Here is a 24,970-nt window from a genome sequence, read left to right on the forward strand (position 1 = left end):
TTAGCCGCGATGGGGTGCAGAGACAGAGAAAAAGAAGCACAAGACCAATTACCGCCTATTACCCAAACAGGAGCAAATACGGCGGGGTGTTTGGTGAATGGAAAAGTATTGATTCCTAAATATTTTGTGGGATTATCAGCTCCTTATGCATTTCCTCTAACTGCACATTATTATGGAAATGATGGGTTTGAAATTTATTTAGGAAGAAGACAGCCGATATATGAGAATTTATTTATTTTCATCAAAGGTGATAAAGTAGGGACTTATTTGTTAACAAATAAGTATAATCCTGTATCACCTTCAAATTCATCTACATCTATTCAATATGATAGAGGTAATAAAACTTATCATTCCGATACCAACTCAGGAACGATTACTGTTACAAAGTATAATTACCCTATTGTTTCTGGGGTGTTTTCTGGGGTATTATATAACAAGGATGATTTTAACGATAAAATAGAAATAAAAGACGGACGATTTGATATTAACTTTAACACTCTAAATAAATAATTGTATGAAAAAACTCATTATCACATTCGTATGTATTGGAGGTATATTAAACGCCCAAGAGCGTACCTATACCGAAAAGATGGATAGCCTAATGCAATATGTGGATAAAAGCCAAATGACCACACCTATTTTGTATGATGGGGTATTTTCTTTTACCAATTAATAAATATTTAAACCATTATGAAAAACCTATTTTTAGCACTTACCATTGGCTTAGCCGCGATGGGGTGCAGAGACAGAGAAAAAGAAGCAGAAGACCAATTACCGCCTATTACCCAAACAGGAGCAAATACGGCGGGGGGTTTGGTAAATGGAAAAGTATTAATTCCTAAAAATGGTTCTCAAAATTTTGGTGGTCCTCCTGCTTATGGGTTAAAAAGTTTGCAAGGAGATGATTTTTGGCCAAATCAAGATGACTGGAAGGTTATAAAAATAACTAATTATATTAACTCTGATAAAGGTGAGCTGTATATATATATAGACAATATGAAAAAAGGAAAGGGAGACTATATCATTGGACAATCTGATGGGGAATTTTTTCCTTATGGTCCTAAAAATCCACATATGATATACAGAGTTATAAAAAATAATAATCAATTAACTTATTATTCAAGTGATAATTGTGGGATAATCAATTTCACAAAAGCTGATTTAATGTATGGAGTGTCTTTATATTCAGGGACTTTTTTTGCAACATTATACAATAAAGATAATCCATTAGACAAAATTCAAATCACAGAAGGCAGATTTGATATAAATAATTTAACATTAAACAAATAAACATATGAGAACTTTTTTAATAAAAACCGCAGTCGTTGTACTGTGTATAAGTGGAGGACTGTTACAATCACAAGAGCGTACTTATACCCAAAAGATGGATAGTCTAATGCAATATGTGGATAAAAGCCAAATGACCACACCTATTTTGTATGATAGGGTATTTTCTTTTACCAACTTGGATAAGAAAACACCTAATAATGTAGATTACAATTATTTTATCCAAGCGTGGAGTGAACTACATAGAGCAAGTAATAATCCTAATTTTATTTCTGCGGATGAGTTAAAAGTATTGGCAAAAGAAAGCCAAAAAAACAATAGAATACAATTAGGGGTGATTCATCTAAAATACAATTATATAGATTATGGTACGCCTCAATCTCCGAAATATGAATTTTGCTAATGGACAAAAAATCACCAAAAAAATCTGGGTAGGGAAACCGAAATTGAATATTAATATACATTCTACCCCTACTTATGCTGAAGCCTTTATTGAGAATATAGAAGAACAAGGAATAAATCCTCATAATATTACTTGGAGAAATAAACAAACGAATCAAATCACAACGGGTATAGATTATATAGCGTTTCAATTTACACCATTAGAAGTAACAGCAACTAATGAGTGTGGTAGTAGTACCGTAAATATTAGATTAATCAAAAAATGTCCAGAAGAATATATTATAAACCGTATTGAAGGGGATGCTTACCAATTGCATTTTACGGATTTATGTCAATTTGAAAATAGTCGTAATGCTTCTACATTAAACAATAGAAACTCACGTCACACCATCGAACTTGCTAACGCCATGGGGCAAACCGTTCTTACTACTTCGCAAGATACATTTGATATCAGTCATCTTCCTGCAGAGGCGTACTATGCTCGAGTGATGAAAAATGGACAAGTGGTTCATACGCAAGTACTCCGAAAGCAGTAAGTAAAATCGTTTAGAAATCTATAACTACAGAAACGCTCCTTAGAATTAAATTTAGGGAGCGTTTTATCTACTTAATATTTTTCTTATTTTCGCAAAAATTTACACTATTGGAAACATTGTCTCAAGATGAATTAGAGCCTACCGGTGCTTTAATAAAAGATATGGAAGATGACCATCATGATTTATATGAGCATCTTAATATCACTGTGGATAAAAACCAAGAACCGCTGAGGATAGATAAATTTCTTTTGATTTATAGGCAAAATTCGTCTCGAAATAAGATTTCTCAAACTTGTAGAGCAGGAAATGTAGTGGTCAATGGTACTGCGGTAAAACAAAATTATCGGGTAAAACCAGGGGATCAGATTTCGGTGCTACTGGCACATCCGCCTAGAGAAAATGAAATTATACCGCAAGATATTCCTCTTACGATAGTCTATGAAGATGATGACCTCATCGTGGTAGATAAACCCGCTGGGATGGTAGTTCACCCTGGCTTTGGTAATTGGGATGGTACGCTGGTCAATGCTTTGGCGTTTCATTTTCAGAAAAATGGACTGAAAACCGATTTGGATAGAGTAGGGCTGGTACATCGTATAGATAAGGATACCTCGGGACTATTGGTGGTTGCAAAGAATGAGTATGCACTCAGCCATCTGGCAAAACAGTTTTACGATAGAAAGACCAAGAGAATTTATTGGGCTTTTGTATGGGGGAATATTGCAGATGATGCGGGAACCATCACGGGACACATCGGTAGGCATCTGAAAAATAGAATGCAGATGGCGGTTTTTCCTGATGGTAGTCATGGGAAACATGCCGTAACCCATTTTCGTGTTTTAGAACGATTTAAGTATATGACTTGGGTAGAGTGTAAGCTAGAAACGGGAAGAACGCATCAAATCAGAGCACACTTTAAGCACATCGGGCATACCCTGTTTAATGATGAAAGATATGAGGGGCATATCCCACTAAGAGGCGAAAGATTACCGAAGTATAAACAGTTTATAAAAAATGTTTTCGAGGTTCTTCCTAGGCATGCACTTCATGCACATACCCTTGGTTTCGTGCATCCTATCACTAAAAAAGAACTCTATTTTGAAAGTCCTATGCCAGAAGATATGGCAGAAGCAATTAAAAAGTGGAGAATTTATTTAAGTTATTAAGTCAATATTAATAAGTTTTATTATATTTGTTCAATCGAAATTCAGATTTTATGAGAAAACTATATACCGTTGTATGTCTCGCACTGATGAGTTTGGGACTAAAAGCTCAGGAGTCATTGCCGTATTATCAGCAATATTTGCTAGATGGGGAGTTTCTTTTTAACCCCGCACATTACGGTAAAACTGATGATTTTCATGTGAATATAAATTATCAGAAACAGTTCGCGAATTTTAGCCAGTCTCCTAATGTGCAGTCTATTGGTATGCACGCTAATGTATATGATAGAGTAGGGGTGGGGATGGCTTTCCATCGTGATGCTAACGGTCCTATTAGCTCAGGAGGAGCTACATTGGGGGCTTCCTATTTTATTCCTTTAAGTGATGAGGGAGAGCGTCAAGATCAGTTTTCATTCGGTACCAGTGTTACAGGGTATAATAAAACTTTTGACTATGCTAAGCTGAATACAGAACATGGTAATGACCCTCTATTACAAGGGACCAATTCTATGTTACTCATGTATGCTAATTTTGGGGTAGCGGCCACTTATAGAGGTCTATTTGCAGGGGCTTCCGTAGCGGATATTGCTTTAAGTAATAATCAAGCGATTGTCAATAATTTAGAGCCTTCTCCTATTAAAATTTTCCTCAACTTGGGCTATGACCTTAAGGTTTCTGAAAATTTCATCATTACTCCATCTGCATGGGCAAACTTAAATACCAATTCTAGTTTTATGATAGATGGTAACTTGGTAGGAACATTAAAAACCGATTATAATTCATTCTCATTAGGAGCGAATTTCAGATACATTCAAAATAAATTTGATAATCAGGCACTGGCCATTTCTCCAGTAGTAAAAGTAAGTCTTGATAGGTTTACCGTAGGAGCTACTTATAATATTGGTTTGTCTGATATTCAGACTTACGGAGGAAATAGTTTTATGGTAGGGTTGTCTTATAATTTTGGTAATTTCTTGAACCCTAGAGGATTTAGATATTAGTATTTTTCATAACTTTAGATTTTGGTCCCAAAATTTTTTGGGACTTTTTTTATTATGATTTACTTTCATATTCCGTTTTGTAAACAGAAATGTAGCTATTGTAATTTTCATTTTTCCACACAGAAAACACGGATTCCTGAAATGCTCTGGGCGATGAAAAAAGAACTCCAAATGAGAGCGAAAGAACTAGAAAATGAAACTTTAAAAACGCTCTATTTCGGAGGAGGAACCCCTTCTGTACTCACGGTGGAACAAATCACCGAACTGATTAATGAAGTGCAGAAATATTTCCATTTTAGTCAAGAAATAGAAATTACGCTGGAAGCGAATCCTGATGACTTGTCTAAGGAATATTTGGAACAGCTTTCATTATCCTCTATTAATAGGCTTTCCATAGGCATTCAGAGTTTTCACGCATCTGATTTGGAAATGATGAATAGAGCACATACACCTGAACAAGCATTGGAAGCGGTGAAAAATGCAAAATCTTTTGGGTTTGATAATATTGGCATAGATCTTATTTATGGTAACCCTACCGCTGATTTTGAGGTGTGGAAAAGGAATTTAGAGACCATCGTAGCACTGGATATTCCACATATTTCTGCTTATGCACTAACCATAGAGCCTAGGACGGCATTAGAAAATTGGGTAAAGAGAAAAAAAGTGGCGGCTCCTGATGATGAAATTCAGCAACAGCAATTTGAGTATATGATTTCATTTTTAGAAGCACATGGTTATCAGCAATATGAGATTTCTAATTTTGCAAAACCTAATTTCCATTCTAAGCATAATTCTGCCTATTGGCAACACCTGCCGTACTTAGGGATAGGTCCTTCGGCACATTCTTTTGATGGGAAAAATAAGAGAAGCTGGAATATCGCCAATAATGCTAAATACATCCAAACACTAGAAAAAGAAATGCTGCCCTCGGAGTCCGAACTGCTGAGTATGGAAGATGCTTACAATGAAAGGATGATGATAGGGCTGAGGACGGCTATGGGGGTGGACATTGAGCAGATTTATACCTATTTCCCAGAAACTATTGTACGGTATTTTGAGAAGAAAAAAGCAGAGAAAATTCGTTTTGGAGAATTAGTAGAAAGGGAGGGAAGGCTGTGTATTCCCAAAGAGAAATGGTTTTTTGCAGATGGTATAGCTGCAGATATGTTTTATGCCTAAAAAATGAAAAATTTAGAAAAGTATTCTTATGAGAAAATAAAATGGTAGGATGGATTGTACTATTCGTTTTTCAGTTTTATTTTCAGTTTGGTTTTTTAAACTAGCTTTTTCAGCGTTTTAAGAGCTGAAAGTTTTTAGAGTTGTTGTAAATCAGTAACTTGTCAATAGGTATTTCCGAAAATGAACAACTTTAGTACGGAAGTAACGAAAAAAATAAAAAAAGCAGGGGAATTTTAATGATTTTCATTGTACCTTTGGAGTTGGTTTTCAAAACAGCTCTCCTTTGAAAAAGAAAAAACAAGATTATAGCCATTTAGAAGCTCATCAGCCAATAGGGATTTTTGATTCTGGCGTAGGAGGGCTTACTGTGGCTAAGGAAATTAAACGCCGTCTCCCTAATGAGCGTATCATTTACTTCGGGGATACTAAGCATTTGCCTTATGGGGAAAAATCTAAGGAAGCCATCATAGGGTATTGTACTAAAATTGCACAGTTTTTATTAGATAAAAATTGTAAAGCCATCGTGATTGCATGTAACTCTGCAACCGCCAATGCACTAAAGGAAGTTATAGCACTGGTAGATGGCAGGGTTCCCGTCATTGATGTGATTCATCCTGTGGCAGAGAAAATCGCTTTTGAAATTCATACTACGGTAGGTGTTATTGCTACCAAGGCTACGGTAGCTTCGGGAATTTACAGAAAGAGCATCCGAAAGCATAATAAATATATTAAGGTGGAAGAGCTGGCTACACCGCTTTTAGTTCCTGCGATAGAGGAAGGGCTAAGAAACCATCCTATTACCCATTCTATTATTTATCACTACCTAAGCAATAAAAAACTGAAAGATATAGAAACGCTCATTTTGGGCTGTACGCATTATCCATTATTATTAGAAGAGATTAAGCAGTATTATGGCACTCGAGTAAGGATTATAGACTCCCCCACCATTGTAGCCAATGAACTGGCACAGGTGCTAGAGAAAAATAATTTGCTCAATAAGGAAATGCCTTATTATCAGTTTTTTGTTTCGGATGTTACCAAGAATTTTGAGAAGATTTCAAGGAAGATTTTTGGTAATCAGATTCAGCTGGAATTGCAAGAATTGTAATCTTATTTTGAATTAAATAATCCTTATCTTTGCAAAAATAGAATCAAACTGTGAAGTATGAACAAGAATTTTAAGTTGGTTTTTACCGCATTACTCATCGCTTTAGGTGTGTATATGATGTTTAATAGGATGATTGGCTGGGGGATTGTGATGGTTTTCCTTTCGGCGATTCCGATATTATTGTATTTTAAAAATGAGTATATTTTGTTGGCATTTTGGCAATTGAGAAAGCAAAATATGCCTGGTGCGGTGCAGTGGCTCAATAAAATTACACAATATCCTACACAGCTTCATAGGTCTCAGTATGGGTATTATCATTATCTGGTGGGGCTGTCTCAGGCTCAGGAATCCCCTGCAAAGGTAGAACCAATGATGAGAAAAGCTTTGGAATATGGGCTTAATATGAAACAAGATAGAGCCATGGCAACGCTTAATCTAGCAGCTGTAGCCATTTCAAAAGGAAGAAAACAAGAGGGGCAAAAACTTCTAGAGGAAGCAAAGAGGCTAGACAGTGCGGGGCTAATGACAGAGCAGATAAAAATGATGAAAGATCAGCTGAAAATGCCTTCTATGCAAAAGCATATTCATAACCCTCACATGAGGAATAGAGGAAAATATTTTTAATAGAAACTGCCCTAAAATGGGCAGTTTTTTTAATATCGATGATGAGATTTAATTCTTTACCAGCAGTCTAAAGCCTTCTCCGTGTACATTGATGATTTCTAAACCTTCATCTTCTTTTAGGAGTTTACGAAGTTTAGCAATATACACATCCATACTTCTGGCAGTAAAATAGTTTTCTTTTTTCCAAATTTTTCTCAGTGCGAGGTCTCTTGGCATAAAATCATTTCTATGCTGGCATAGTAGCTTAAGAAGTTCATTTTCTTTGGGAGAGAGTTTATGTTCTTTATCGCCTACACGGAGCTGTCTCAGCACGGAATCAAAAAAGATATTGGAGATTTTAAATTGCTCCTGCTCTTCATTTTCCATGGTAGAACTTCTCTGGAGGATGGCTTTTATTTTGTACAAAAGGAGTTCTGTATCAAAGGGTTTAGTGATATAGTCATCTGCTCCCAGCTGATACCCTTTTAGAATGTCTTCTCTCATATTTCTTGCAGTGAGAAAGATAATAGGGGTATTTTTATCTATTTTTTTTACATCTTCTGCTAAAGAGAAGCCGTCTTTTTTAGGCATCATTACATCAAAGATGCAGATGTCAAAGTCATTTTCTGTAAACTCTTTTAGTCCCTGTTCGCCATCGGTGGCAAGGGTAACTTCAAAGTTATTGATGGTGAGATAATCTTTGAGTACCGCCCCAAAACTTTGGTCATCTTCTACGAGTAATATTCTATTATTCATTTTTTTAATCTTTTTAGTTTTTTTTAATCTTTAGATTTTTTGTATTTGTTATCCCATCGGAAGTTTAATGGTAAATGTAGAGCCCTTTCCCTTTTGGGATTCTACATGGATTTGTCCTTTATGTAGTTCTATGATTTTTTTTACATAGGAAAGCCCTAATCCTTGTCCTTTTACATTATGAATATTCCCTGTTTCTTCGCGGAAGAATTTATCAAAAATTCTTTTCTTATTATCCGTTTCTAGTCCTATTCCTTTATCTGCAATTTCTATGACATACCACCCTGTTTCATTTCTTGTTCTTATGGTGATTTCTGGGATTTCTGGAGAGTACTTATTGGCATTATCCAAGAGGTTAATCAGGGTATTAGAAAGATGAAATTCATCTATTTTTACCATGTATTTTTCAGCATTAAATTCTTGGATGAACTTTCCATTTCTTTGAGCAACAATTAATCCAAAGCTTTCTGCAATTTGCTTGATAAGATTTCTTACATTCGTTTCTCGGAGGAAAAGCTGTACTTCATTTCGTTCTAGTTTGCTCATATTGAGTACATTTTCCACTTGTTTTTTCATCCTGAGGTTTTCTTGTTTGATGAGGTTAGAATAGTACTTTACTTTCTCAGGATCGTGGGCTATTTTGTCATTCGCAAGAGAATCTGTAGCTACGGAAATGGTAGCGAGAGGGGTTTTAAACTCGTGCGACATATTATTAATGAAGTCGGTTTTTACCTCTGCTATTTTCTTTTGTTTCATCATATAATTGATGGAGACAATGTAGATGCCCAGGATGGTGAGTAATGATAGGAAAGTTCCTAGAAGCATGGGTAAATTATTCCTTATGAGTGAAAGGTTTTTCCTTGGAAAAACGATGGATAGGGAATAAAGTACTTGGTCTTTGTTATCTTTAAATAGTGGTGTAGTGTAGGGAGTGTTGGTTTTTTGGTGGAAAAATTCGTCATTGGAAATTTTGGTAAGCTCATTTTTATCATTAAAAATAGCGAAGCCATACGAGCTTTGGATGCCATTTTTTTTGAGCTGAAATGCCAATACTGAGTCTAGTGTTTTTTTATCTACTCTTTTATCTATCGGTCTATTATTTCCTTCTATTCTTAGAAATTCTTTGAGCTGATATTCACCAGAGCTCAGAGAGTTGCTGATTTCTGGGGTAAGTGTTTGTCTTTTAGTGGTGTCTTTTTTTATTTGAGTGATGGTTTCATCGGTCCAAAGTTTGATTCTATTCACGCTATCTCCTGTATTTTCTATAGGAAGATTTTCTTTTTCTATGATATTTTGCTGAAAGGTAATCACTTTTTTGGTAGCAGAATCTACCGTTTGTTGTATAATGGTAGAGCTAGGCTGTTCGCTGGTGGCTACTACGGTTTTTCCGAAATCTTTATAAATTTCATTGTAATATTTCTCGTATTCTAATGTATTAACATCTTCCACGGCATCATGCAGCGTTTGCTGTACTTTATTAGAAAAATCTTGATCTAAGGCACTATAATATTCTTTCAGCCAATTGATTTGTAAAAAAACAAATACTAAAACTGAAAGCGACATTAATATAGAAATGATAGGTATAAACCTTTTATTCATAAATAAAAAATGTTAAAATACTTTGTTTTAACAAAAATACGATAAAAAAAATGAATCATGATATTAATAAAAAGTTAAAAAAAATCTCTCCTTCATGAAAGAGAGATTTTTTATATGTAACATTGTATGAATTTTATCCTTTATCTACAAAAGCAGAGAGGTATTCTCTATTCATTCTTGCAATGTTTTCCAGAGAAATTCCTTTCGGACATTCTACTTCACAAGCTCCTGTGTTAGAGCAGTTTCCGAAGCCTTCTTCGTCCATGGCTTTTACCATGTTTAGTACTCTTCTTTTGGCTTCTACTCTTCCCTGAGGAAGGAGGGCATACTGAGAAACTTTTGCTCCTACAAATAACATTGCCGAACCATTTTTACAAGTAGCTACACATGCACCACATCCGATACAAGCTGCGGCATCCATCGCTTTATCAGCGTCGTCTTTCGGAACGAGGATAGCGTTCGCATCGGTGGTATTTCCTGAGGTATTTACAGAGATGAATCCTCCCGCTGCCATAATTCTATCGAAAGCACTTCTGTCCACCACAAGGTCTTTGATTACTGGAAAGGCTGCACTTCTCCATGGCTCTATGGTAATGGTTTCACCATCTTTGAACATACGCATGTGGAGCTGGCAAGTAGTGATTCCTGTATCAGGTCCGTGTGGACGGCCGTTAATGTAGAGAGAACACATACCACAGATTCCTTCACGGCAGTCATGGTCAAACGCGATAGGTTCCAAGTTTTCATTGACCAATTGTTCATTGAGCATATCAAGCATTTCTAAGAACGATGAATCTGGGGATACATCAGAAATCTTATATACTTCAAATTGTCCTTTTGATTTATTGTTTTTCTGTCTCCAAATTTTCAGAGTCAGATTAAGTCCTTTTTTTGCACTCATTTTCTTACTTTTTTTGGAGATTATTTTTGTTTAACAGGTTTATCCGCGTTTTCGAATTTCCAATTAGGGCTTAATAATAAAATGTCTTTGCCCTGCTTTTCTTTTAATTCAGAATATTTTACCATTGCTTTATCAGTCATTTCCTTAGTATCAGATTCTGATTTATTAATTGGAGTTGTATCTAATTCTACTGATTTCATATTCTTTATTATTCGATAAAACGCTTTTCTATCTGAAAACTCTTCCGGATTTAAGGGCTTTGCTACTGCTCCCGCCAACGCAGAACCTGCCAAAGCACCTACAAGCCCAAATGTTCCTCCAACTGAAGCTGTAGCATCAGGTTCAAAAGTTAATACATATACTTTGTTTGCCTCTACATTTGCTTCAACAAAATTAGAAGGTTTTTTCGCAGCCCAAAAAATATGAGTTCCAGGTTCTACAGAATATTTAACATAATTTCCAACTTTTATGGATGATACTAAATCTGTATTTTTAAAAACGGCAACTTTTTTTGTAGCAAGATTAGCTATGTATATTAAAGATTTACCTTCTTCAGGTTTATCAATTGCTTGGGTAGTGCTTTTTTGAGAAAACATTAAAGAAGTCCCAAGTGCTATAAACATTACCACTAATATTATCTTATTAATAATTTTCATCTCTATTTTATTTTTACTTATAACTTCTTGTTTTCACTTCGATATTTTCGTAGATGAGTTCTTCTTTATGCATTACTTCGGCATTGATATCAGTACCTTTGTATTCCCAAGCGGCTACATATTTGAAGTTTTCATCATCTCTTTTTGCTTCTCCGTCTTCTGTGGCATGATCCCAGCGGAAGTGTCCTCCACAAGATTCTTCTCTTTTCAGAGCGTCTATTGCCATGAGCTGTCCAAGTTCAAGGAAATCGGCTACGCGTCCTGCTTTTTCTAGTTCAGGGTTCATGCCATCTGCTACACCAGGAACTTTTACATTTTTCCAGAATTCTTTTCTTACCTCTTCTATTTCTGCAATTGCCTCTCTCAGTCCTTCAGGCGTTCTACCCATTCCTACTTTGTTCCACATAATATTTCCGAGTTTTTTATGGAAATAATCTACGGAGTGGGTACCATTATTGGTCATAAAGAAGTTGATTCTTTCTTTTACATTGTTTTCCGCTTCGGTAAATTCTGGAGTATCGGTTGGGATGGCTCCTGTACGAATATCTGCTGAAAGATAATCTGCAATGGTATAAGGCAATACGAAATAGCCATCTGCCAAACCTTGCATAAGTGCAGAAGCACCTAGCCTATTCGCACCGTGATCTGAGAAGTTCGCCTCTCCGATAACGAAGCATCCTGGGATAGTGGACATAAGGTTATAATCCACCCATACTCCTCCCATGGTGTAGTGTACCGCAGGATAAATCTTCATCGGTGTAACATAAGGGTCATCAGCGGTAATCTTTTCGTACATTTGGAAAAGGTTTCCGTATTTCTCTTCTACCCATTTTTTACCCAGGTCATAGATTTGTTGTTCCGAAGGATTATGAATATTTTTTTCTGTAGCGGCTTCTCTACCTTTTTTCATAATTTCTGTAGAGAAATCTAGATATACTCCTTCTTTGGTATCGTTATTTTCTATTCCGTAACCTGCATCACATCTCTCTTTAGCAGCTCTAGAAGCCACATCTCTTGGTACTAGGTTACCGAATGCAGGGTATCTTCTTTCTAGATAGTAGTCTCTATCTTCTTCTTTAATATTTTCTGGTCTAAGTTTTCCTTCGCGGATGGCTACTGCATCTTCTATATTTTTTGGAACCCAAATTCTTCCTGAGTTACGAAGGGACTCAGACATTAGCGTTAGTTTAGATTGCTGAGTTCCATGTACAGGAATACAAGTAGGGTGAATCTGTACGAAACAAGGATTAGCGAAGAAAGCACCTTTTTTGTGAATTTTCCAAGCGGCAGAAACATTAGAACCCATTGCATTAGTAGAGAGGAAGTACACATTTCCGTACCCTCCCGATGCGATGACTACAGCGTGTGCGGAGTGTTTTTCTATCTCTCCCGTTACAAGGTTTCTCGCGATGATCCCTCTTGCCTTACCATCTACGATGACCAAATCCATCATCTCGTGGCGGTTGTACATTTTGATACGCCCCTTCCCGATTTGTCTGCTCATAGCAGAGTAAGCACCTAATAAAAGCTGCTGTCCTGTTTGTCCTTTGGCATAGAAAGTTCTTTTTACCTGAACCCCACCGAAAGAACGGTTGTCTAGCTGACCGCCGTAATCTCTACCGAAAGGTACTCCTTGAGATACACATTGGTCTATGATATTGGCAGAAACTTCCGCCAGTCTGTGTACATTGGCTTCTCTAGCACGGTAGTCTCCTCCCTTGATGGTATCATAGAAAAGACGATAAATAGAGTCTCCATCTCCTTGGTAGTTTTTAGCGGCGTTTATCCCTCCCTGAGCGGCGATAGAGTGGGCTCTTCTCGGAGAGTCTTGGTAGCAAAATGCTTTTACATTGTACCCTTGTTCTGCTAGAGTAGCAGCAGCCGAACCTCCTGCAAGCCCTGTACCTACCACGATAACATCTATCTTATCACGGTTATTCGGTGCTACAAGGTTCATGTGGCTTTTATGGTTTTTCCATTTGTCTGCAAGTGGACCTGCTGGAATTTTGGAATCTAATATATTCATTTTGTTGTTTTTAAAATTTTGAATTTCAGTTACTTCTTAATTGATTTTCTACCAAGGGTTATTGGAATAATGGTGTTAAATCAAAGTAGTGAAACAAAGCGATGAAAATGAACCCAAGAGGGATAAGGATAGAATACCACTTTCCGAATGCTTTGATGAAAGGCGTATATTTAGGGTGTCTCGCTCCTACCGATTGGAAAGAAGATTGGAATCCGTGTGCCAAGTGAAGCCCCAAAAGTACGAAAGCCACGATGTAGAATCCTACTCTTACAATGTTTTCAAACTTGTCATTCAGCTCTCCCCAAAATCGGGTGGTATTGTTCGGGTTACCATCTCCTGGAAGGTATTTGTAGCTCATCTCATGCACCCAGAAATCATACATGTGTAGTGCTAAGAAAGCAAGAATCACCGCACCAGAGATGATCATATTTCTTGAAGCCCAAGAAGAGTTATGGCTAGAACCATTTACTGCGTACTTTACAGGTCTAGCACTATTGTTTTTGATTTCTAGGATGAAACCCATCACGAAATGGAAAATGACAGCTACTAATAGGATAGGCTGCATAAGTCCTTGTACGAAAGGATTGTATCCCATGAAATAAGATGCCGTATTAAACGCCTCTTCGCTGATGACAGAGAGCATGTTCACGGAAAGGTGCATCAGTAGAAATACCAATAAGAACATTGCAGACAATGCCATTGCGAATTTCCTACCGATAGTAGATTTTGTAATACTTGCCATATTTATTATTTTGATTTGTCGCAAAGTTAATGAATGTTAAGATTCGTAAAAAGTGAGTTTTCTCACAAAATGATAATTTGGGATAATTCTAAATAAGTGCTTTTTTGAAAATATTTTTTATTGTTTTGCAATAAAAAAATATATATTTGCGGTAATAAAATATTGTTTAGAATGAAAAAAGGATTTCGTTTTGCAATTCGGTTTTTAAATATTGCCTTTGGGCTAGGAGTTGTGTACAGTGTTGCTAGAATGCTATTCTGTTTTTGGATGCTACTTGCTTATCATTCTGATTGGGAGCAAAAACGGCAGTATTTTGATGCACTGGATATAGCTTTGCTCTATAAAGGAGATATTACTTCTTTTAATGTGATTATGATGGCGGAGAGCTTAGATGCGGTTTTGAGTATTTTATTTTATATCCTTGCTTTGAAATTGGTAAAAAGGGTAGATATTTACAATTTCTTTAACCCTGAAATTCCTAAGATGATTTTCAGAATGAGTGCTTTGGCATTGGTAATGACTATTGTATATTGGGCGGAAGTTTTTTATACAGAAACTTTTGTACATAAGGAATTAGTGGTATCGACCCAAATTACTGAAGGTAGTGATTTGGTGACGGCGGCGGTTTTATTTCTAATGGCACTTCTGTTTGAAAAATCCATTGAACTAAAACAAGAAAATGAACTAACTATTTAGGTATGCCTATAATTATCAATATTGATGTAATGCTGGCAAAGCGAAAGATGAAAAGCCAAGAACTCGCCGAGAAGATAGGTATCACTCAGGCTAATCTTTCTATTTTAAAAACAGGTAAAGCGAAGGCAATTAAGCTCTCCACTTTGGAAGCTATTTGTGAGGCACTAGATTGTCAGCCAGCAGATGTATTAGAGTATAGAAAAAAGGAATAGCTTATATCAGTTTATTCATTTTTGCATAGGATATAGCCTCTGATATATTTTGTGTTCCTGTTTTTTCTGTGATTTTTTTTCTGTGAAATTTTACCGTTTCGGTACTGAGAAATACTTTTTCTGAAATTTCTTTGAGACTCATTCCTTTGGCAGAATATTCTAAAATTTGCTGTTCTCGTTCCGATAAACGAGGTTTTAAATTTTGTTATATAGAATAAAAACACTTATTTAGCAACTGTGAATTGCGAGTTTGTTTATTCTCAAAGAAAAAATAGTGAAGACTATGTGGGTGCGAAAAATTTAACATAAGGTTGCAGAGGCTCAGCATAATGAATTTAAGTCAAATAAACTAAAAAAGGTATGAAAAGATTTTTTTAATTGTCAATCTTAATCATATAGATTCGTGAAGTTATAATTTAAAAATCAATAAATTATGAAAAAAATAGTAACGCTTATTTTGGTTTTTGTATTTGGAAATTTACTTTCTCAATATAGGTTTGTTTATCGGGTAGATTTTAAAATTGATTCTTTAAACAGGGATTTTGTTCAGTCAGAGAGTTTTAATTTAGATATTGATGGTAAAGAATCTGTTTTTTATCCTACAGTTTTCTTAAAATTAGATTCCATTTATAATGCTACAGGCACCATTAATAAGAAAAACATTCCAGATGCTAAATTAGATTATATCATTAAAAAAAATTATAGAGATGGTTCTATTCATTTTCGTGAAATGATAGGTGCAACGATTTATGAAACGACTGAGCCGCGAAAAATCTCGTGGGTGCATACCAATGAAACTTCAAAATACCATAGTTATAATGTGAAAAAAGCGATCACTCGTTTCGCTGGCAAGCAGTGGGAGGCTTGGTTTACAGAGGAGTTTCCTATTAATGATGGACCTTATAAATTTAGCGGATTACCAGGGATGATTTTGAAAATGAAAGATACTCATTCAGATTATGAGATTTATTTGGTGGAAGTGAAAAAAATAGAAAGACCAATTTCTTTTGAGCTTTTTAAAAAACTAAAAATAAAGACACTGAATACGGATTATGCTACCTATCTCAGAAAGAAAAAAGAGTTTGCTGAAAATCCTGCTTTGATGTTTATAGAAATGGGTATACAGCTTCCAGCTGAAGAAATGAAGCAATTTTCAGAAACCCGTAAAAACATTGAAGCAAAACAAAATAATAAAATAGAATTAGTCTATTAATAAAGAGGGATTTGCTTTTTAATGTGCAGAAAAATTAAGTGATTATTTAAGTTGTTAAAATCTCTTGCAATGTCTTTTGCAGGAGATTTTGTATGATTGAAAATTATATTTAGGGTGTGGAGTATAAGGAATGGAAAAATATGAGATGCTACTTTATTTTCTAAAAGCAAATAATTTGCGTAAGAATAGATGTTATTGAGGGCTGATATTTGTGATTTTCATGATAAAATAGTATCTCAAAATGTACAAAAATATTTCGTTTTCATTTCCAAAAGTTTTTCGCCTAAAAAAGTTATCTTTGCCACTTGAAGTATAATCTTGAAATAAATCAAAAAATATGTTCCGAACACACACCAATGGCGAGTTATCATTACATCATATTCATCAAGAAGTTACCTTAGCAGGTTGGGTGCAGACCATTAGAGACAAAGGGTTTGTTATTTGGGTGGATTTGCGTGATAGGTACGGGATTACGCAGTTGGTTTTCGATGAAGATCGTTCATCGAAAGAATTGATAGAAAAGGCAAAGAAACTCGGGCGTGAATTTGTAATTCAGGTGAGTGGAAAAGTGATAGAAAGGGCGTCTAAAAACCCTAAAATACCAACAGGAGAGATAGAAATTTTGGTCAATGAACTTACTGTTCTTAATGCATCAGAACTCCCACCTTTTACCATAGAAGATGATACCGATGGTGGTGAAGAGCTGAGAATGAAATACCGCTATTTGGACATTCGTAGAAATCCAGTCAAAGACAAGTTGATTTTCCGTCACCAGATGGCTCAAAAGGTGAGAAATTATTTGTCGGATAAAGGATTTATAGAGGTGGAAACACCTGTTTTGATTAAATCTACGCCAGAGGGAGCCAGAGATTTCGTGGTGCCAAGTCGTATGAATGCAGGGCAATTTTACGCCTTACCTCAATCGCCTCAAACCTTTAAACAATTATTGATGGTAGGGGGAATGGATAGGTATTTTCAAATTGTGAAATGCTTCCGTGATGAAGATTTAAGAGCAGACAGACAGCCAGAATTTACCCAAATAGATTGCGAAATGGCATTTGTGGAGCAGGAGGATGTGCTCCATATTTTTGAAGGACTTACGGCTACCCTTTTAAAAGAAGTAACGGGGAAAGATTTTGGTCAATTTCCGAGAATGACTTTCGATGAAGCGATGAGGAAATATGGAAATGATAAGCCAGATATTCGTTTTGGGATGGAGTTTGTAGAGCTGAATGAATGGGTAAAAGGGAGAGATTTTAAGATTTTTGATGATGCCGAACTGGTGGTAGGGATTAATGTGGAAGGAAAGGCAGACTATACCCGAAAACAAATTGATGCCCTTGTAGATTGGGTGAAAAGACCACAAGTAGGAGCTACGGGAATGATATGGGTGAAGTTCCAAAACGATGGTACACTTACCTCTTCGGTAAATAAGTTTTACGGTGAAGAGGATTTAAAAAATATCGCTGAAAAATTTGGTGCCAAAGCAGGAGACCTTATGCTCATCATGAGTGGAGATGCTCATAAGGTGCGTACCCAGCTTTCTGCTCTGAGAATGGAGCTGGGAAATCAGTTGGGATTAAGAAAGGGAGATGAGTTTGCACCGCTTTGGGTTGTAGATTTTCCACTTTTGGAATGGGATGAAGAGACGGGGAGGTACCACGCGATGCATCACCCATTTACATCGCCCAAGCCAGAAGATATTCCTTTGTTAGCTGCCGAGCCGGGTAAAGCCAGAGCGAATGCGTATGATTTGGTATTGAATGGTAATGAAATTGGAGGTGGTTCAGTAAGGATTTTTGATAAAGCACTTCAGGCTAAAATGTTTGATTTGTTAGGCTTTAGTAAGGAAGAAGCGGAAGCTCAGTTCGGTTTCTTAATGAATGCCTTTAAATACGGAGCACCGCCGCATGCAGGATTGGCATTCGGTTTTGACCGTTTGGTAGCTATTTTGGACGGCAATGAAGTGATTAGGGATTATATTGCTTTCCCTAAAAATAATTCGGGTAGAGATGTGATGATAGATGCACCAAGTCCTATTGCTGATGAACAACTGGATGAACTGTTCTTAAAAGTAGATGTAAAGGAGTAGTGTAAGCAATAATACAGACTAATAGCTGTCCTATGAGGATGGCTGTTTTTTGTATTATGTACAAAGTAAAAAGTATAAAGTACAAAGTAAAAAGTATAAAGACTTTAGTGTTCGGAAGCCAATCATTAAAAGTTAATGGCTTATTTTTTTGATACTGTTTAAATTAGTTTGAAGCCAGATGTGAGTCGCCAATCGCTAACAACTATTTAATTGCCCAGTACCATAGTGATGTCTTTTTGGATGTTTTTATTGGTGGCAAATTGAGCGTTGCATACTATGGAAGAAATCATATATTCTCCTTTTTCTATTAAAATATGGTTTTTACTGCGTTTAGCAATGTTTAAAGAGTAGTTTTGTTTTCGTCCTGAAAATGATACGATAATATCGCAATTGGACTTATTGGATATTTGCACAAAAGAATTTTTTATACCAGTATCGTTAGAAAAAAGGTGATTCAGAATCTCTGAGGTCTCATCATTCTGCTGCTTTTGGGGAGAAGAAAGTGTACTTTTCGTTTGGGTACTGCTTTGAGTGGGATATTTTGCAGCGGATGAATGTGTTATGGTCGGCTTCAGAAGCTGGATTAATTTAGATTTGAGCTGCGGTATTTGTGGGTCGTCAGGGTGGTTTCGGATGAAAGTAGCAATGGTTTTTAAGTCTTCACTTTTCAGAGCTTGTTCGGCTGTGATATTTGCTTTTTTGGGAGTTTTTTTCTTCTGGGCGAGGCTTATAGTGGACGCCAGAGTGAAGAGGAGAAAGAGACTTCTGAAATAGTTCATGCGTATTAATATTTTGTAATTAGTAAATATAAAGGTTTTTGATTTTCGGGCAAATATCATTATCTTTGCAAACGATTTGCGAAAGTTAGTAATTATTTTTTAAATAAATAAAATTAATAGAATATGTACACACCAGTAGCTGCAGATGTAGCAAAACTAAGAAACATTACCGGTGCAGGTATGATGGACTGCAAAAAAGCCCTTGTAGAAGCAGAAGGAGACTTCGATAAGGCAATAGAAATCCTTAGAAAAAAAGGTCAAAAGGTAGCTGCTAATAGAGCAGATAGAGAATCTACTGAGGGAGCGGTGATTGCAAAAGTAAATGCAGACAATACTAAAGGGGTAATTATCACTTTGGCTTGTGAAACAGATTTCGTTGCAAAAAACGAGGCTTTCGTAAAATTAGCACACGAACTTGCAGAGCAGGCATTAAATCATGATAGCTTAGAGTCTTTATTGGCTTCTGATTTTAATGGAATTTCTGTAGCAGACAAATTAACAGAGCAAACTGGGGTAATTGGTGAGAAAATTGAGATATCTGCATTTGAAAAAATTGAAGGAGCGTTCTTAGGACCTTACATCCACGCAGGAAATAGAATTGCAGCTATTACAGCACTTTCTAAATCTGTAGATAACGGTGCAGAGGTAGCAAGAAATATCTCTATGCAAGTGGCATCTATGAGTCCAGAGGTACTTTCTTATAAAGATTTTGATCCAGCATTTGTGGCAAGCGAAACAGAAGGAAGAATCGCTGCCATTGAGAAAGACAATGAGGAACTTGTGCGTCTCGGTAAGCCATTGAAAAATGTGCCTAAATTCGTTTCTTATTCTCAATTAACAGAAGAGGTGTTAAAGCAAGCGGAGGAAGATGCTAAAGCAGAGCTTAAAGCGGAAGGTAAGCCAGAGCAAATTTGGGATAAAATCTTACCAGGGAAATTGCAAAGATTCATTAGTGATAACACTACCTTAGATAAAGAAAAAGCATTATTAGACCAAGATTATATCAAAGATACTGATATGAAAGTTTCTGCGTATGTAAAATCTGTAGCAGAAGATTTAGAAGTAACTAAATTCATCAGAGTTTCTTTGTAATACTCCTTTTGATATTGATATTAAAGCCATCTAGTATTCTGGATGGCTTTTTTATTTGTATGTTTTTCTTTTTAGTATGGGGTGAGGTGAGTACTTTTTCATATCCGAAAGATAATTTTTTTATCACAAATAATGATTTTTATTACTATTGTTTATTATTTTTTTGTAAGTTTGGAATCGGAAAAGAATTTAAAAGGAAAATTAAAAACTTTATGCCTATATGAAAAAAATATTAATTTTACTTATTCTTAGTGTTTTAGGACTCCAGCAGTCTTTTGCACAAAGGGATACAGAGCATTGGTTTGCACCATATTATGAAAAAATGACAGGAGGGTACTCTTATGCATTTTATCTTTCTACTGACTCTACTGTACCCTTTGATGTAGAGGTCTATAGTGGGAATGATTTGGTAGCAACTGTTAACGGGGTAGCAAAAGGAGCACCTCAAGTATGGACACTTACTGCTGCAGAAGCTGCACAGTACTTGGTTACAAGATCAGAGACTGATGCTATGACACCTAAAATGAAAGGATTACAGCTAGTAGGAGAACGCCCTTTCCTTGCAAGTCTCAGGGTGGCTTCCAGTGTTCATGGGGAGACGATGACATTAAAGGGAAGGTCTGCAAAGGGGACAGAATTTAGGGTGGCAGCCACACCTTATACTGGTAATACTAATACTATGAACGCTACGGCTGGCGTTCTTGCTACGGAGGATAATACTACGGTTACATTGAGCGAATATGGTACAGGTATTGAGTTTGAAGGTGTAAATGGTACAGTTTCTCCATCTTATACTTATAACTTAAACAAAGGTCAGTCTGTAGTATTTAGTGCAAAGCATAATTCTATAGGAAAGTTTATTGGGGCAAAAATTGTTTCTAATAAGCCAGTGGTGGTAACAAATGGTAATGCCAATGGGAATTTTGGTAATGATACTAGTTCGGGTTCCGATTTAATTATGGATCAAGCGGTACCAATAGAAAGATTAGGAAGTACTTTTACCATAGTGAGATCCCTTTCTCCATTGGTGCCTGATGAAAATATGGAAGGAGGAATGGTCATTGCAACTGAAAATAATACAGAGGTGTACATTAACGGTCTTCCTACGCCAGTAGCTACGCTTAATGCAGGGCAATGGTACAGAATTCCAAGTACCAGCTATGTGGATCAAGGAAATGGCCATTACAATATGTATATTTCTACCACAAAAAATGTGTATTTGTACCAATTGGTAGGTATGGAAGATACCTATTCGGGAGGATATAACTATATTCCACCATTGGGATGTTATCTTCCAAGAGTTATCGATGAGATAGGGAATATTAATCAAATGCCTGGGATTATTAATACTCAGATTAATTTGAAACTTAATATAATTACCCAACCAGGAGCAACCGTAGAGGTCAGGTCCGATGGTAACATAGTAAATAATGTTCAAGGTCCATTTAATGTGAATGGAACTACAGATTGGGTAACTTATGTGGCTCCTAATATTACAGGGAATGTAACGGTAAAATCTACTAGAGCAGTAACCGCTGGAATTAATGGGGGATATGCTACTGCAGGTTACGGTGGATATTTTGCAGGATTCTCATTATCACCGACCATTGAACTTGTTTCTGGAGAGTGCATACCAGGTATAGTTATTGGTGTGGATCCTATTTATGAGGCTTATCAATGGTTTTTAGATGGGGTAGCTGTTCCAGGAGCTACAAGTAATACTATTACGCCTACTCAGTCAGGTAACTATACACTTAGAGTACTTCTTTCAGGGTGTGATTATGCTATTACGGATCCTTATAAAGTATTCCCTTGTACCTATGAGCATTCTATTGATGATGTGGCGTGTGGACAAAAGATTATTCCAGTATCGTTTACGAACTCTAGCCAGCCAGTGGATTCTAATTCTATTTCAATTGTAACACAACCGCAAAACGGTACCCTTACTATTAATAGATTTATGAATACCGTAACTTATACACCAAATCCAGGTTATCAAGGACAAGATACCTTCGTGTATCAATTTAATAGTACCGTACCAGAATTTGGAGATAAGGAAATAGTTTCAGTAAAACTTAATGTAATAAACCTTGTTACGAACGATGGAAACCTTGCAGGATGCCCGTACAATGGAACAGCAAATTATGACCTTACAGCAGTAACGGTAACTAATCATCAGAATGTAACACTAAAATACTATCGTACATTAGCAGACGCTCAGAATGAAGTGAATGAAATTACGGTTCCAGCCTCTTTTGATTCTGCCGCAGGAGATGTATTCGTAAGAGTGGTTACTCCAGAAGGTTGTGTGAAATTTGCAAAAATTACTTTGACCCATAATAACCAACCGAATGTAAGAGATGCTTCGCTTAGAAGCTGTTTTATAGAAGGTAATCCTACAGCGGCTGTATTTGATTTAACTGTTGCAGATGTGGGGGCGGGTGCTAACTTTGAGAAAAAATACTATGCTTCTTTAGCAGATGCTGAGCATGATAGAAATGAAATTCCTAATCCAGCTACTTATACATCGCCTACTACTACGGTGTATGTGAGAGTATATAATGCTGCTGGATGTTATAGTATTGCAGCAATTAACTTGACCGTAATTGAACCAAAATATTCTGCTCAATTGAAAGATGTGGTAATTTGTCTAGAAAATAGAGCAACTTTAGAGGCAGGACCTGGATTTGATGGATACTTATGGAGTACAGGAGCTACTACTCCTTCTATCAGTGATGTGCCAGTAGGAGAATATTGGGTAGAGTTACTTTCTAATGGATGTAGAACTAAGCAAATAGTAAGAGTAATTAAAGCACCAGAAGCAGTAATTACTAATGTGGAAATCTCTAATACAGAAGCTACGGTTACCGTTACAGGAGGAACACCACCTTATCAATATTCATTAGATGGCGTAGTATGGCAAAATAGCAATGTGCTTACAGGATTGAAGAGAGGAGTGAATATGATTTTCGTAAAAGATGCCTTTAATTGTGCTCCAATCATGACGGGGGCTTTAGTACCCAACTTGATTAATGCAATTACTCCAAACGGAGACGGTGTCAATGATATATTAGATTATTCAGAAATTAGTTTCCACAATACTCTTCAAGTGGTGATTTATGATAGATATGGAACGAAGATATGGGAAGGAAATCAGAAGAACCAATACAAGTGGGACGGAACGCTTAACGGTAAGAAGTTGCCTACCGATACTTATTGGTACACGCTTACTTGGATAGAGCCAACAACCCAAAAGACTACCATTAAGTACAATGGTTGGATTATGGTGAAGAACTTAGAATAATCCAATGTCATGGATAAAAAACCGAGCTTTTTAGCTCGGTTTTTTTTTGTTTCAATCCAGATGAAGTGTAATGATTTTTGTTTAAATGATACTTTGTTAAAGTACTTTGAAATTGTCTTAAAAATCAGAAAATTTAAGAAAAACAAAATAACAAAGTAGCTTTACTTGTACTAGGAGTTAAAAAATAAAAAACCTCTTGTATTGCTACAAGAGGTAAAAACTAATAACCATGAAAACTCAAATTAAACATGAGAATCACTTTTAAAGTAACAAATGCCATGCCAAAAAATATTTATTGATAGATTTTTTACTGTTTTTTAAAATAATTCCTTTATCTCTAAGGAAACTTTCGTATTTTTGCACCCTTAATTTTGATTATGAAAGGAAATATAACATTTACAATGATTAAGCCAGATGCTGTAGCAGATGGACACATCGGGGCGATTTTAGGAAAAATTACAGAGGCGGGTTTTAAAATTAAAGCTCTAAAACTTACTCAGCTTACCAAAGCAGATGCACAGAAATTCTATGAAGTACACAGCGAAAGACCTTTCTATGGAGAATTGGTGGATTTCATGAGTTCGGGGCCTATCGTAGCGGCGGTATTAGAGAAAGACAATGCAGTAGAGGATTTTAGAACACTCATTGGAGCAACTAATCCCGCAGAAGCTGCAGAGGGAACTATCAGAAAAATGTTTGCAAGAAGTGTAGGGGAAAATGCGGTTCATGGTTCTGATTCTGATGAAAATGCACAGATAGAAGCTGCTTTTCACTTCTCTGGAAGAGAGATTTTCTAAAAAATGAAGAGAGAGTTTAACTCTTTTTCATTCATTCAAAGAATTATAAATATAATTCATTTAAAAAGCGACTCCTAAAAAAGAGTCGCTTTTTTTATGGTTATTTCTTTATCACTTTTCTTGAAATCTGGTGGTCTTTGGATTTCATATGAAATAGATATACGCCTTTTTCTAAATCAGGAAGATGAATTTTTACTGATTTTTCTTTTCTGAAAACTTGGTTAAAGACTTGTTTTCCTTGCATATCGTACATAGAGATTTTGAAATCTGATATGGTATCATCAGAATTAATCTGTATAAAATCTTTAAAAGGATTAGGGGAGATGCTTACATTGTCTTTTATGACTTCATTTTCTGTAGTAGAAAGTGCAGCTCTCCAGTAAATCGCTTGGTCGCCATTGGGATTGGTAATGGTAAGCTGAAGCTGTTGCCCAATGGAGGTAATGGAATAAGTATGGTTTTGATAAAAGCCGGTAGCCGCAGTTCCTCCCCAAAATGTTCCGAAATAATAATTCTCAAACTGATTGTATTCATCGTTGTTTGTCGTTGGGCAGCTTCCTAAGGTCAATCCAGCACCAGTGATAGAGATAGATGAAGAGGAATATCCTGCATCAGCGTTAAAAATATTACACATAGAGGTAGAGAAGCCGTTGTTATGAAAACTTGCCGTCGCGGTAATCAGTGAATTTGTGTTTGGAAAAGGGTAATCAGTGTTATTGATAACTACTTTCTCTAAACTCCAAACTCCTGTGGTCAGGTCGGTCAGCTGAGCTTTCATGCTTAGGGACATGAAAACAGCCATTAAAGAGTAAATAATGTTTTTCATATT

The 24,970-nt window shown here is 36.2% G+C and carries 25 protein-coding genes and 1 pseudogene; 17 read left to right on the top strand and 9 right to left on the bottom strand.

All coding sequences use genetic code 11. From position 1 onward, the window contains the following. The 10 genes from HMPREF9699_RS03390 to HMPREF9699_RS03430 form a co-directional block, all read left to right on the top strand. The coding region (locus tag HMPREF9699_RS03390) for a DUF5025 domain-containing protein (protein ID WP_002662426.1) at positions 1-510 on the top strand (510 nt) is incomplete at its 5' end. Between the two features lie 4 nt (positions 511-514). Continuing rightward, entirely contained in the window at positions 515-673 is a 159-nt protein-coding gene (locus tag HMPREF9699_RS11300; RefSeq protein ID WP_002662427.1) for a hypothetical protein, read from the top strand. Between the two features lie 17 nt (positions 674-690). Beyond that, positions 691-1,290: a hypothetical protein gene (locus HMPREF9699_RS03395; protein ID WP_002662428.1), complete on the top strand. Its 600-nt coding sequence runs from the start codon at positions 691-693 to the stop codon at positions 1,288-1,290. 4 nt (positions 1,291-1,294) lie between these two features. Then, positions 1,295-1,690: a hypothetical protein gene (locus tag HMPREF9699_RS03400; protein ID WP_002662429.1), complete on the top strand. Its 396-nt coding sequence runs from the start codon at positions 1,295-1,297 to the stop codon at positions 1,688-1,690. Continuing rightward, positions 1,677-2,225 (top strand): hypothetical protein, encoded by a 549-nt coding sequence (locus HMPREF9699_RS03405; protein WP_034985496.1) that lies wholly within the window; start codon positions 1,677-1,679, stop codon positions 2,223-2,225. Before HMPREF9699_RS03400 ends, HMPREF9699_RS03405 begins: the two co-directional genes overlap by 14 nt. Before the next feature lie 161 nt (positions 2,226-2,386). After that, complete coding sequence (locus tag HMPREF9699_RS03410) at positions 2,387-3,391, top strand: RluA family pseudouridine synthase (protein ID WP_172539692.1); 1,005 nt, start codon at positions 2,387-2,389, stop codon at positions 3,389-3,391. Positions 3,392-3,441: 50 nt separating this feature from the next. Continuing rightward, a complete protein-coding gene (locus HMPREF9699_RS03415) occupies positions 3,442-4,389 on the top strand; it encodes a PorP/SprF family type IX secretion system membrane protein (RefSeq protein WP_002662434.1) in 948 nt (315 codons plus the stop codon). Positions 4,390-4,443: 54 nt separating this feature from the next. Then, positions 4,444-5,568, top strand: coding sequence for a radical SAM family heme chaperone HemW (gene hemW, locus HMPREF9699_RS03420; RefSeq protein WP_081580577.1), 1,125 nt, complete (start codon positions 4,444-4,446; stop codon positions 5,566-5,568). Between the two features lie 283 nt (positions 5,569-5,851). Beyond that, complete coding sequence (gene murI / locus HMPREF9699_RS03425; RefSeq protein WP_002662438.1) at positions 5,852-6,676, top strand: glutamate racemase; 825 nt, start codon at positions 5,852-5,854, stop codon at positions 6,674-6,676. Between the two features lie 57 nt (positions 6,677-6,733). Beyond that, entirely contained in the window at positions 6,734-7,300 is a 567-nt protein-coding gene (locus tag HMPREF9699_RS03430; protein ID WP_002662440.1) for a hypothetical protein, read from the top strand. Positions 7,301-7,348: 48 nt separating this feature from the next. Here HMPREF9699_RS03430 and HMPREF9699_RS03435 read toward each other — a convergent pair whose 3' ends face one another. The 6 genes from HMPREF9699_RS03435 to HMPREF9699_RS03460 form a co-directional block, all read right to left on the bottom strand. After that, a complete protein-coding gene (locus HMPREF9699_RS03435; protein ID WP_002662443.1) occupies positions 7,349-8,035 on the bottom strand; it encodes a response regulator transcription factor in 687 nt (228 codons plus the stop codon). Between the two features lie 48 nt (positions 8,036-8,083). Further along, complete coding sequence (locus tag HMPREF9699_RS03440; protein WP_002662444.1) at positions 8,084-9,631, bottom strand: sensor histidine kinase; 1,548 nt, start codon at positions 9,629-9,631, stop codon at positions 8,084-8,086. A 133-nt stretch (positions 9,632-9,764) separates the two neighbouring features. Next, on the bottom strand, positions 9,765-10,532 hold the full coding sequence (locus HMPREF9699_RS03445) for a succinate dehydrogenase/fumarate reductase iron-sulfur subunit (RefSeq protein ID WP_002662446.1): 768 nt from the start codon (positions 10,530-10,532) through the stop codon (positions 9,765-9,767). A 20-nt stretch (positions 10,533-10,552) separates the two neighbouring features. Next, entirely contained in the window at positions 10,553-11,188 is a 636-nt protein-coding gene (locus HMPREF9699_RS03450) for a hypothetical protein (protein WP_002662448.1), read from the bottom strand. Between the two features lie 13 nt (positions 11,189-11,201). Further along, positions 11,202-13,214 carry a fumarate reductase/succinate dehydrogenase flavoprotein subunit gene (locus HMPREF9699_RS03455; RefSeq protein WP_002662449.1) on the bottom strand — a complete coding sequence of 671 codons (2,013 nt, stop codon included), beginning with the start codon at positions 13,212-13,214 and terminating at the stop codon, positions 11,202-11,204. A gap of 58 nt (positions 13,215-13,272) precedes the next feature. Then, positions 13,273-13,956, bottom strand: a complete 684-nt coding sequence (locus tag HMPREF9699_RS03460) for a succinate dehydrogenase cytochrome b subunit (protein ID WP_002662451.1) — start codon at positions 13,954-13,956, stop codon at positions 13,273-13,275. A 171-nt stretch (positions 13,957-14,127) separates the two neighbouring features. Between HMPREF9699_RS03460 and HMPREF9699_RS03465 the strand changes: the two genes are divergently transcribed. Both HMPREF9699_RS03465 and HMPREF9699_RS03470 read left to right on the top strand, forming a co-directional pair. After that, positions 14,128-14,652, top strand: coding sequence for a DUF2975 domain-containing protein (locus HMPREF9699_RS03465; RefSeq protein ID WP_002662454.1), 525 nt, complete (start codon positions 14,128-14,130; stop codon positions 14,650-14,652). A 2-nt stretch (positions 14,653-14,654) separates the two neighbouring features. Continuing rightward, entirely contained in the window at positions 14,655-14,864 is a 210-nt protein-coding gene (locus HMPREF9699_RS03470; RefSeq protein WP_002662455.1) for a helix-turn-helix domain-containing protein, read from the top strand. A gap of 1 nt (position 14,865) precedes the next feature. On the opposite strand, the pseudogene HMPREF9699_RS10965 reads toward HMPREF9699_RS03470, so the two are convergent. Next, positions 14,866-15,039, bottom strand: a pseudogene (locus HMPREF9699_RS10965) (response regulator transcription factor); the annotation flags it as partial. A 258-nt stretch (positions 15,040-15,297) separates the two neighbouring features. Between HMPREF9699_RS10965 and HMPREF9699_RS03475 the strand changes: the two are divergent. Together HMPREF9699_RS03475 and aspS are read left to right on the top strand one after the other, a co-directional pair. After that, a complete protein-coding gene (locus HMPREF9699_RS03475) occupies positions 15,298-16,077 on the top strand; it encodes a GLPGLI family protein (RefSeq protein WP_002662459.1) in 780 nt (259 codons plus the stop codon). A gap of 337 nt (positions 16,078-16,414) precedes the next feature. Continuing rightward, positions 16,415-18,169 (top strand): aspartate--tRNA ligase, encoded by a 1,755-nt coding sequence (aspS, locus tag HMPREF9699_RS03480; RefSeq protein ID WP_002662461.1) that lies wholly within the window; start codon positions 16,415-16,417, stop codon positions 18,167-18,169. Positions 18,170-18,375: 206 nt separating this feature from the next. Here aspS and HMPREF9699_RS03485 read toward each other — a convergent pair whose 3' ends face one another. Further along, the gene (locus tag HMPREF9699_RS03485) at positions 18,376-18,948 is read right to left on the bottom strand and encodes a DUF6759 domain-containing protein (protein ID WP_002662463.1); all 573 of its coding nucleotides are present in this window, start codon (positions 18,946-18,948) and stop codon (positions 18,376-18,378) included. A 123-nt stretch (positions 18,949-19,071) separates the two neighbouring features. Here HMPREF9699_RS03485 and tsf point away from each other — a divergent pair, with 123 nt between their 5' ends. From tsf to HMPREF9699_RS03500, 3 genes are all read left to right on the top strand, one after another. Continuing rightward, on the top strand, positions 19,072-20,040 hold the full coding sequence (gene tsf, locus HMPREF9699_RS03490; RefSeq protein ID WP_002662464.1) for a translation elongation factor Ts: 969 nt from the start codon (positions 19,072-19,074) through the stop codon (positions 20,038-20,040). 220 nt (positions 20,041-20,260) lie between these two features. Beyond that, positions 20,261-23,344 (top strand): T9SS type B sorting domain-containing protein, encoded by a 3,084-nt coding sequence (locus HMPREF9699_RS03495; RefSeq protein ID WP_002662465.1) that lies wholly within the window; start codon positions 20,261-20,263, stop codon positions 23,342-23,344. A 377-nt stretch (positions 23,345-23,721) separates the two neighbouring features. Further along, the gene (locus tag HMPREF9699_RS03500) at positions 23,722-24,141 is read left to right on the top strand and encodes a nucleoside-diphosphate kinase (protein WP_002687044.1); all 420 of its coding nucleotides are present in this window, start codon (positions 23,722-23,724) and stop codon (positions 24,139-24,141) included. A gap of 100 nt (positions 24,142-24,241) precedes the next feature. On the opposite strand, the gene HMPREF9699_RS03505 is transcribed toward HMPREF9699_RS03500, so the two are convergent. Continuing rightward, positions 24,242-24,967 (bottom strand): T9SS type A sorting domain-containing protein, encoded by a 726-nt coding sequence (locus HMPREF9699_RS03505; protein WP_002662467.1) that lies wholly within the window; start codon positions 24,965-24,967, stop codon positions 24,242-24,244. Between the last annotated feature and the right edge of the window lie 3 nt (positions 24,968-24,970).

Origin of the sequence: Bergeyella zoohelcum ATCC 43767 (genome assembly GCF_000301075.1) — a bacterium.
Lineage (GTDB): Bacteria > Bacteroidota > Bacteroidia > Flavobacteriales > Weeksellaceae > Bergeyella > Bergeyella zoohelcum.

Coding starts and splice junctions, on each gene's coding strand:
- HMPREF9699_RS11300 (WP_002662427.1), top strand. CDS start 515: ATGAAAAAACTCATTATCACATTCGTATGTATTGGAGGTATATTAAAC.
- HMPREF9699_RS03395 (WP_002662428.1), top strand. CDS start 691: ATGAAAAACCTATTTTTAGCACTTACCATTGGCTTAGCCGCGATGGGG.
- HMPREF9699_RS03400 (WP_002662429.1), top strand. CDS start 1,295: ATGAGAACTTTTTTAATAAAAACCGCAGTCGTTGTACTGTGTATAAGT.
- HMPREF9699_RS03405 (WP_034985496.1), top strand. CDS start 1,677: ATGAATTTTGCTAATGGACAAAAAATCACCAAAAAAATCTGGGTAGGG.
- HMPREF9699_RS03410 (WP_172539692.1), top strand. CDS start 2,387: ATGGAAGATGACCATCATGATTTATATGAGCATCTTAATATCACTGTG.
- HMPREF9699_RS03415 (WP_002662434.1), top strand. CDS start 3,442: ATGAGAAAACTATATACCGTTGTATGTCTCGCACTGATGAGTTTGGGA.
- hemW (WP_081580577.1), top strand. CDS start 4,444: ATGATTTACTTTCATATTCCGTTTTGTAAACAGAAATGTAGCTATTGT.
- HMPREF9699_RS03430 (WP_002662440.1), top strand. CDS start 6,734: ATGAACAAGAATTTTAAGTTGGTTTTTACCGCATTACTCATCGCTTTA.
- HMPREF9699_RS03435 (WP_002662443.1), bottom strand. CDS start 8,035: ATGAATAATAGAATATTACTCGTAGAAGATGACCAAAGTTTTGGGGCG.
- HMPREF9699_RS03440 (WP_002662444.1), bottom strand. CDS start 9,631: ATGAATAAAAGGTTTATACCTATCATTTCTATATTAATGTCGCTTTCA.
- HMPREF9699_RS03445 (WP_002662446.1), bottom strand. CDS start 10,532: ATGAGTGCAAAAAAAGGACTTAATCTGACTCTGAAAATTTGGAGACAG.
- HMPREF9699_RS03450 (WP_002662448.1), bottom strand. CDS start 11,188: ATGAAAATTATTAATAAGATAATATTAGTGGTAATGTTTATAGCACTT.
- HMPREF9699_RS03455 (WP_002662449.1), bottom strand. CDS start 13,214: ATGAATATATTAGATTCCAAAATTCCAGCAGGTCCACTTGCAGACAAA.
- HMPREF9699_RS03460 (WP_002662451.1), bottom strand. CDS start 13,956: ATGGCAAGTATTACAAAATCTACTATCGGTAGGAAATTCGCAATGGCA.
- HMPREF9699_RS03465 (WP_002662454.1), top strand. CDS start 14,128: ATGAAAAAAGGATTTCGTTTTGCAATTCGGTTTTTAAATATTGCCTTT.
- HMPREF9699_RS03470 (WP_002662455.1), top strand. CDS start 14,655: ATGCCTATAATTATCAATATTGATGTAATGCTGGCAAAGCGAAAGATG.
- HMPREF9699_RS03475 (WP_002662459.1), top strand. CDS start 15,298: ATGAAAAAAATAGTAACGCTTATTTTGGTTTTTGTATTTGGAAATTTA.
- aspS (WP_002662461.1), top strand. CDS start 16,415: ATGTTCCGAACACACACCAATGGCGAGTTATCATTACATCATATTCAT.
- HMPREF9699_RS03485 (WP_002662463.1), bottom strand. CDS start 18,948: ATGAACTATTTCAGAAGTCTCTTTCTCCTCTTCACTCTGGCGTCCACT.
- tsf (WP_002662464.1), top strand. CDS start 19,072: ATGTACACACCAGTAGCTGCAGATGTAGCAAAACTAAGAAACATTACC.
- HMPREF9699_RS03495 (WP_002662465.1), top strand. CDS start 20,261: ATGAAAAAAATATTAATTTTACTTATTCTTAGTGTTTTAGGACTCCAG.
- HMPREF9699_RS03500 (WP_002687044.1), top strand. CDS start 23,722: ATGAAAGGAAATATAACATTTACAATGATTAAGCCAGATGCTGTAGCA.
- HMPREF9699_RS03505 (WP_002662467.1), bottom strand. CDS start 24,967: ATGAAAAACATTATTTACTCTTTAATGGCTGTTTTCATGTCCCTAAGC.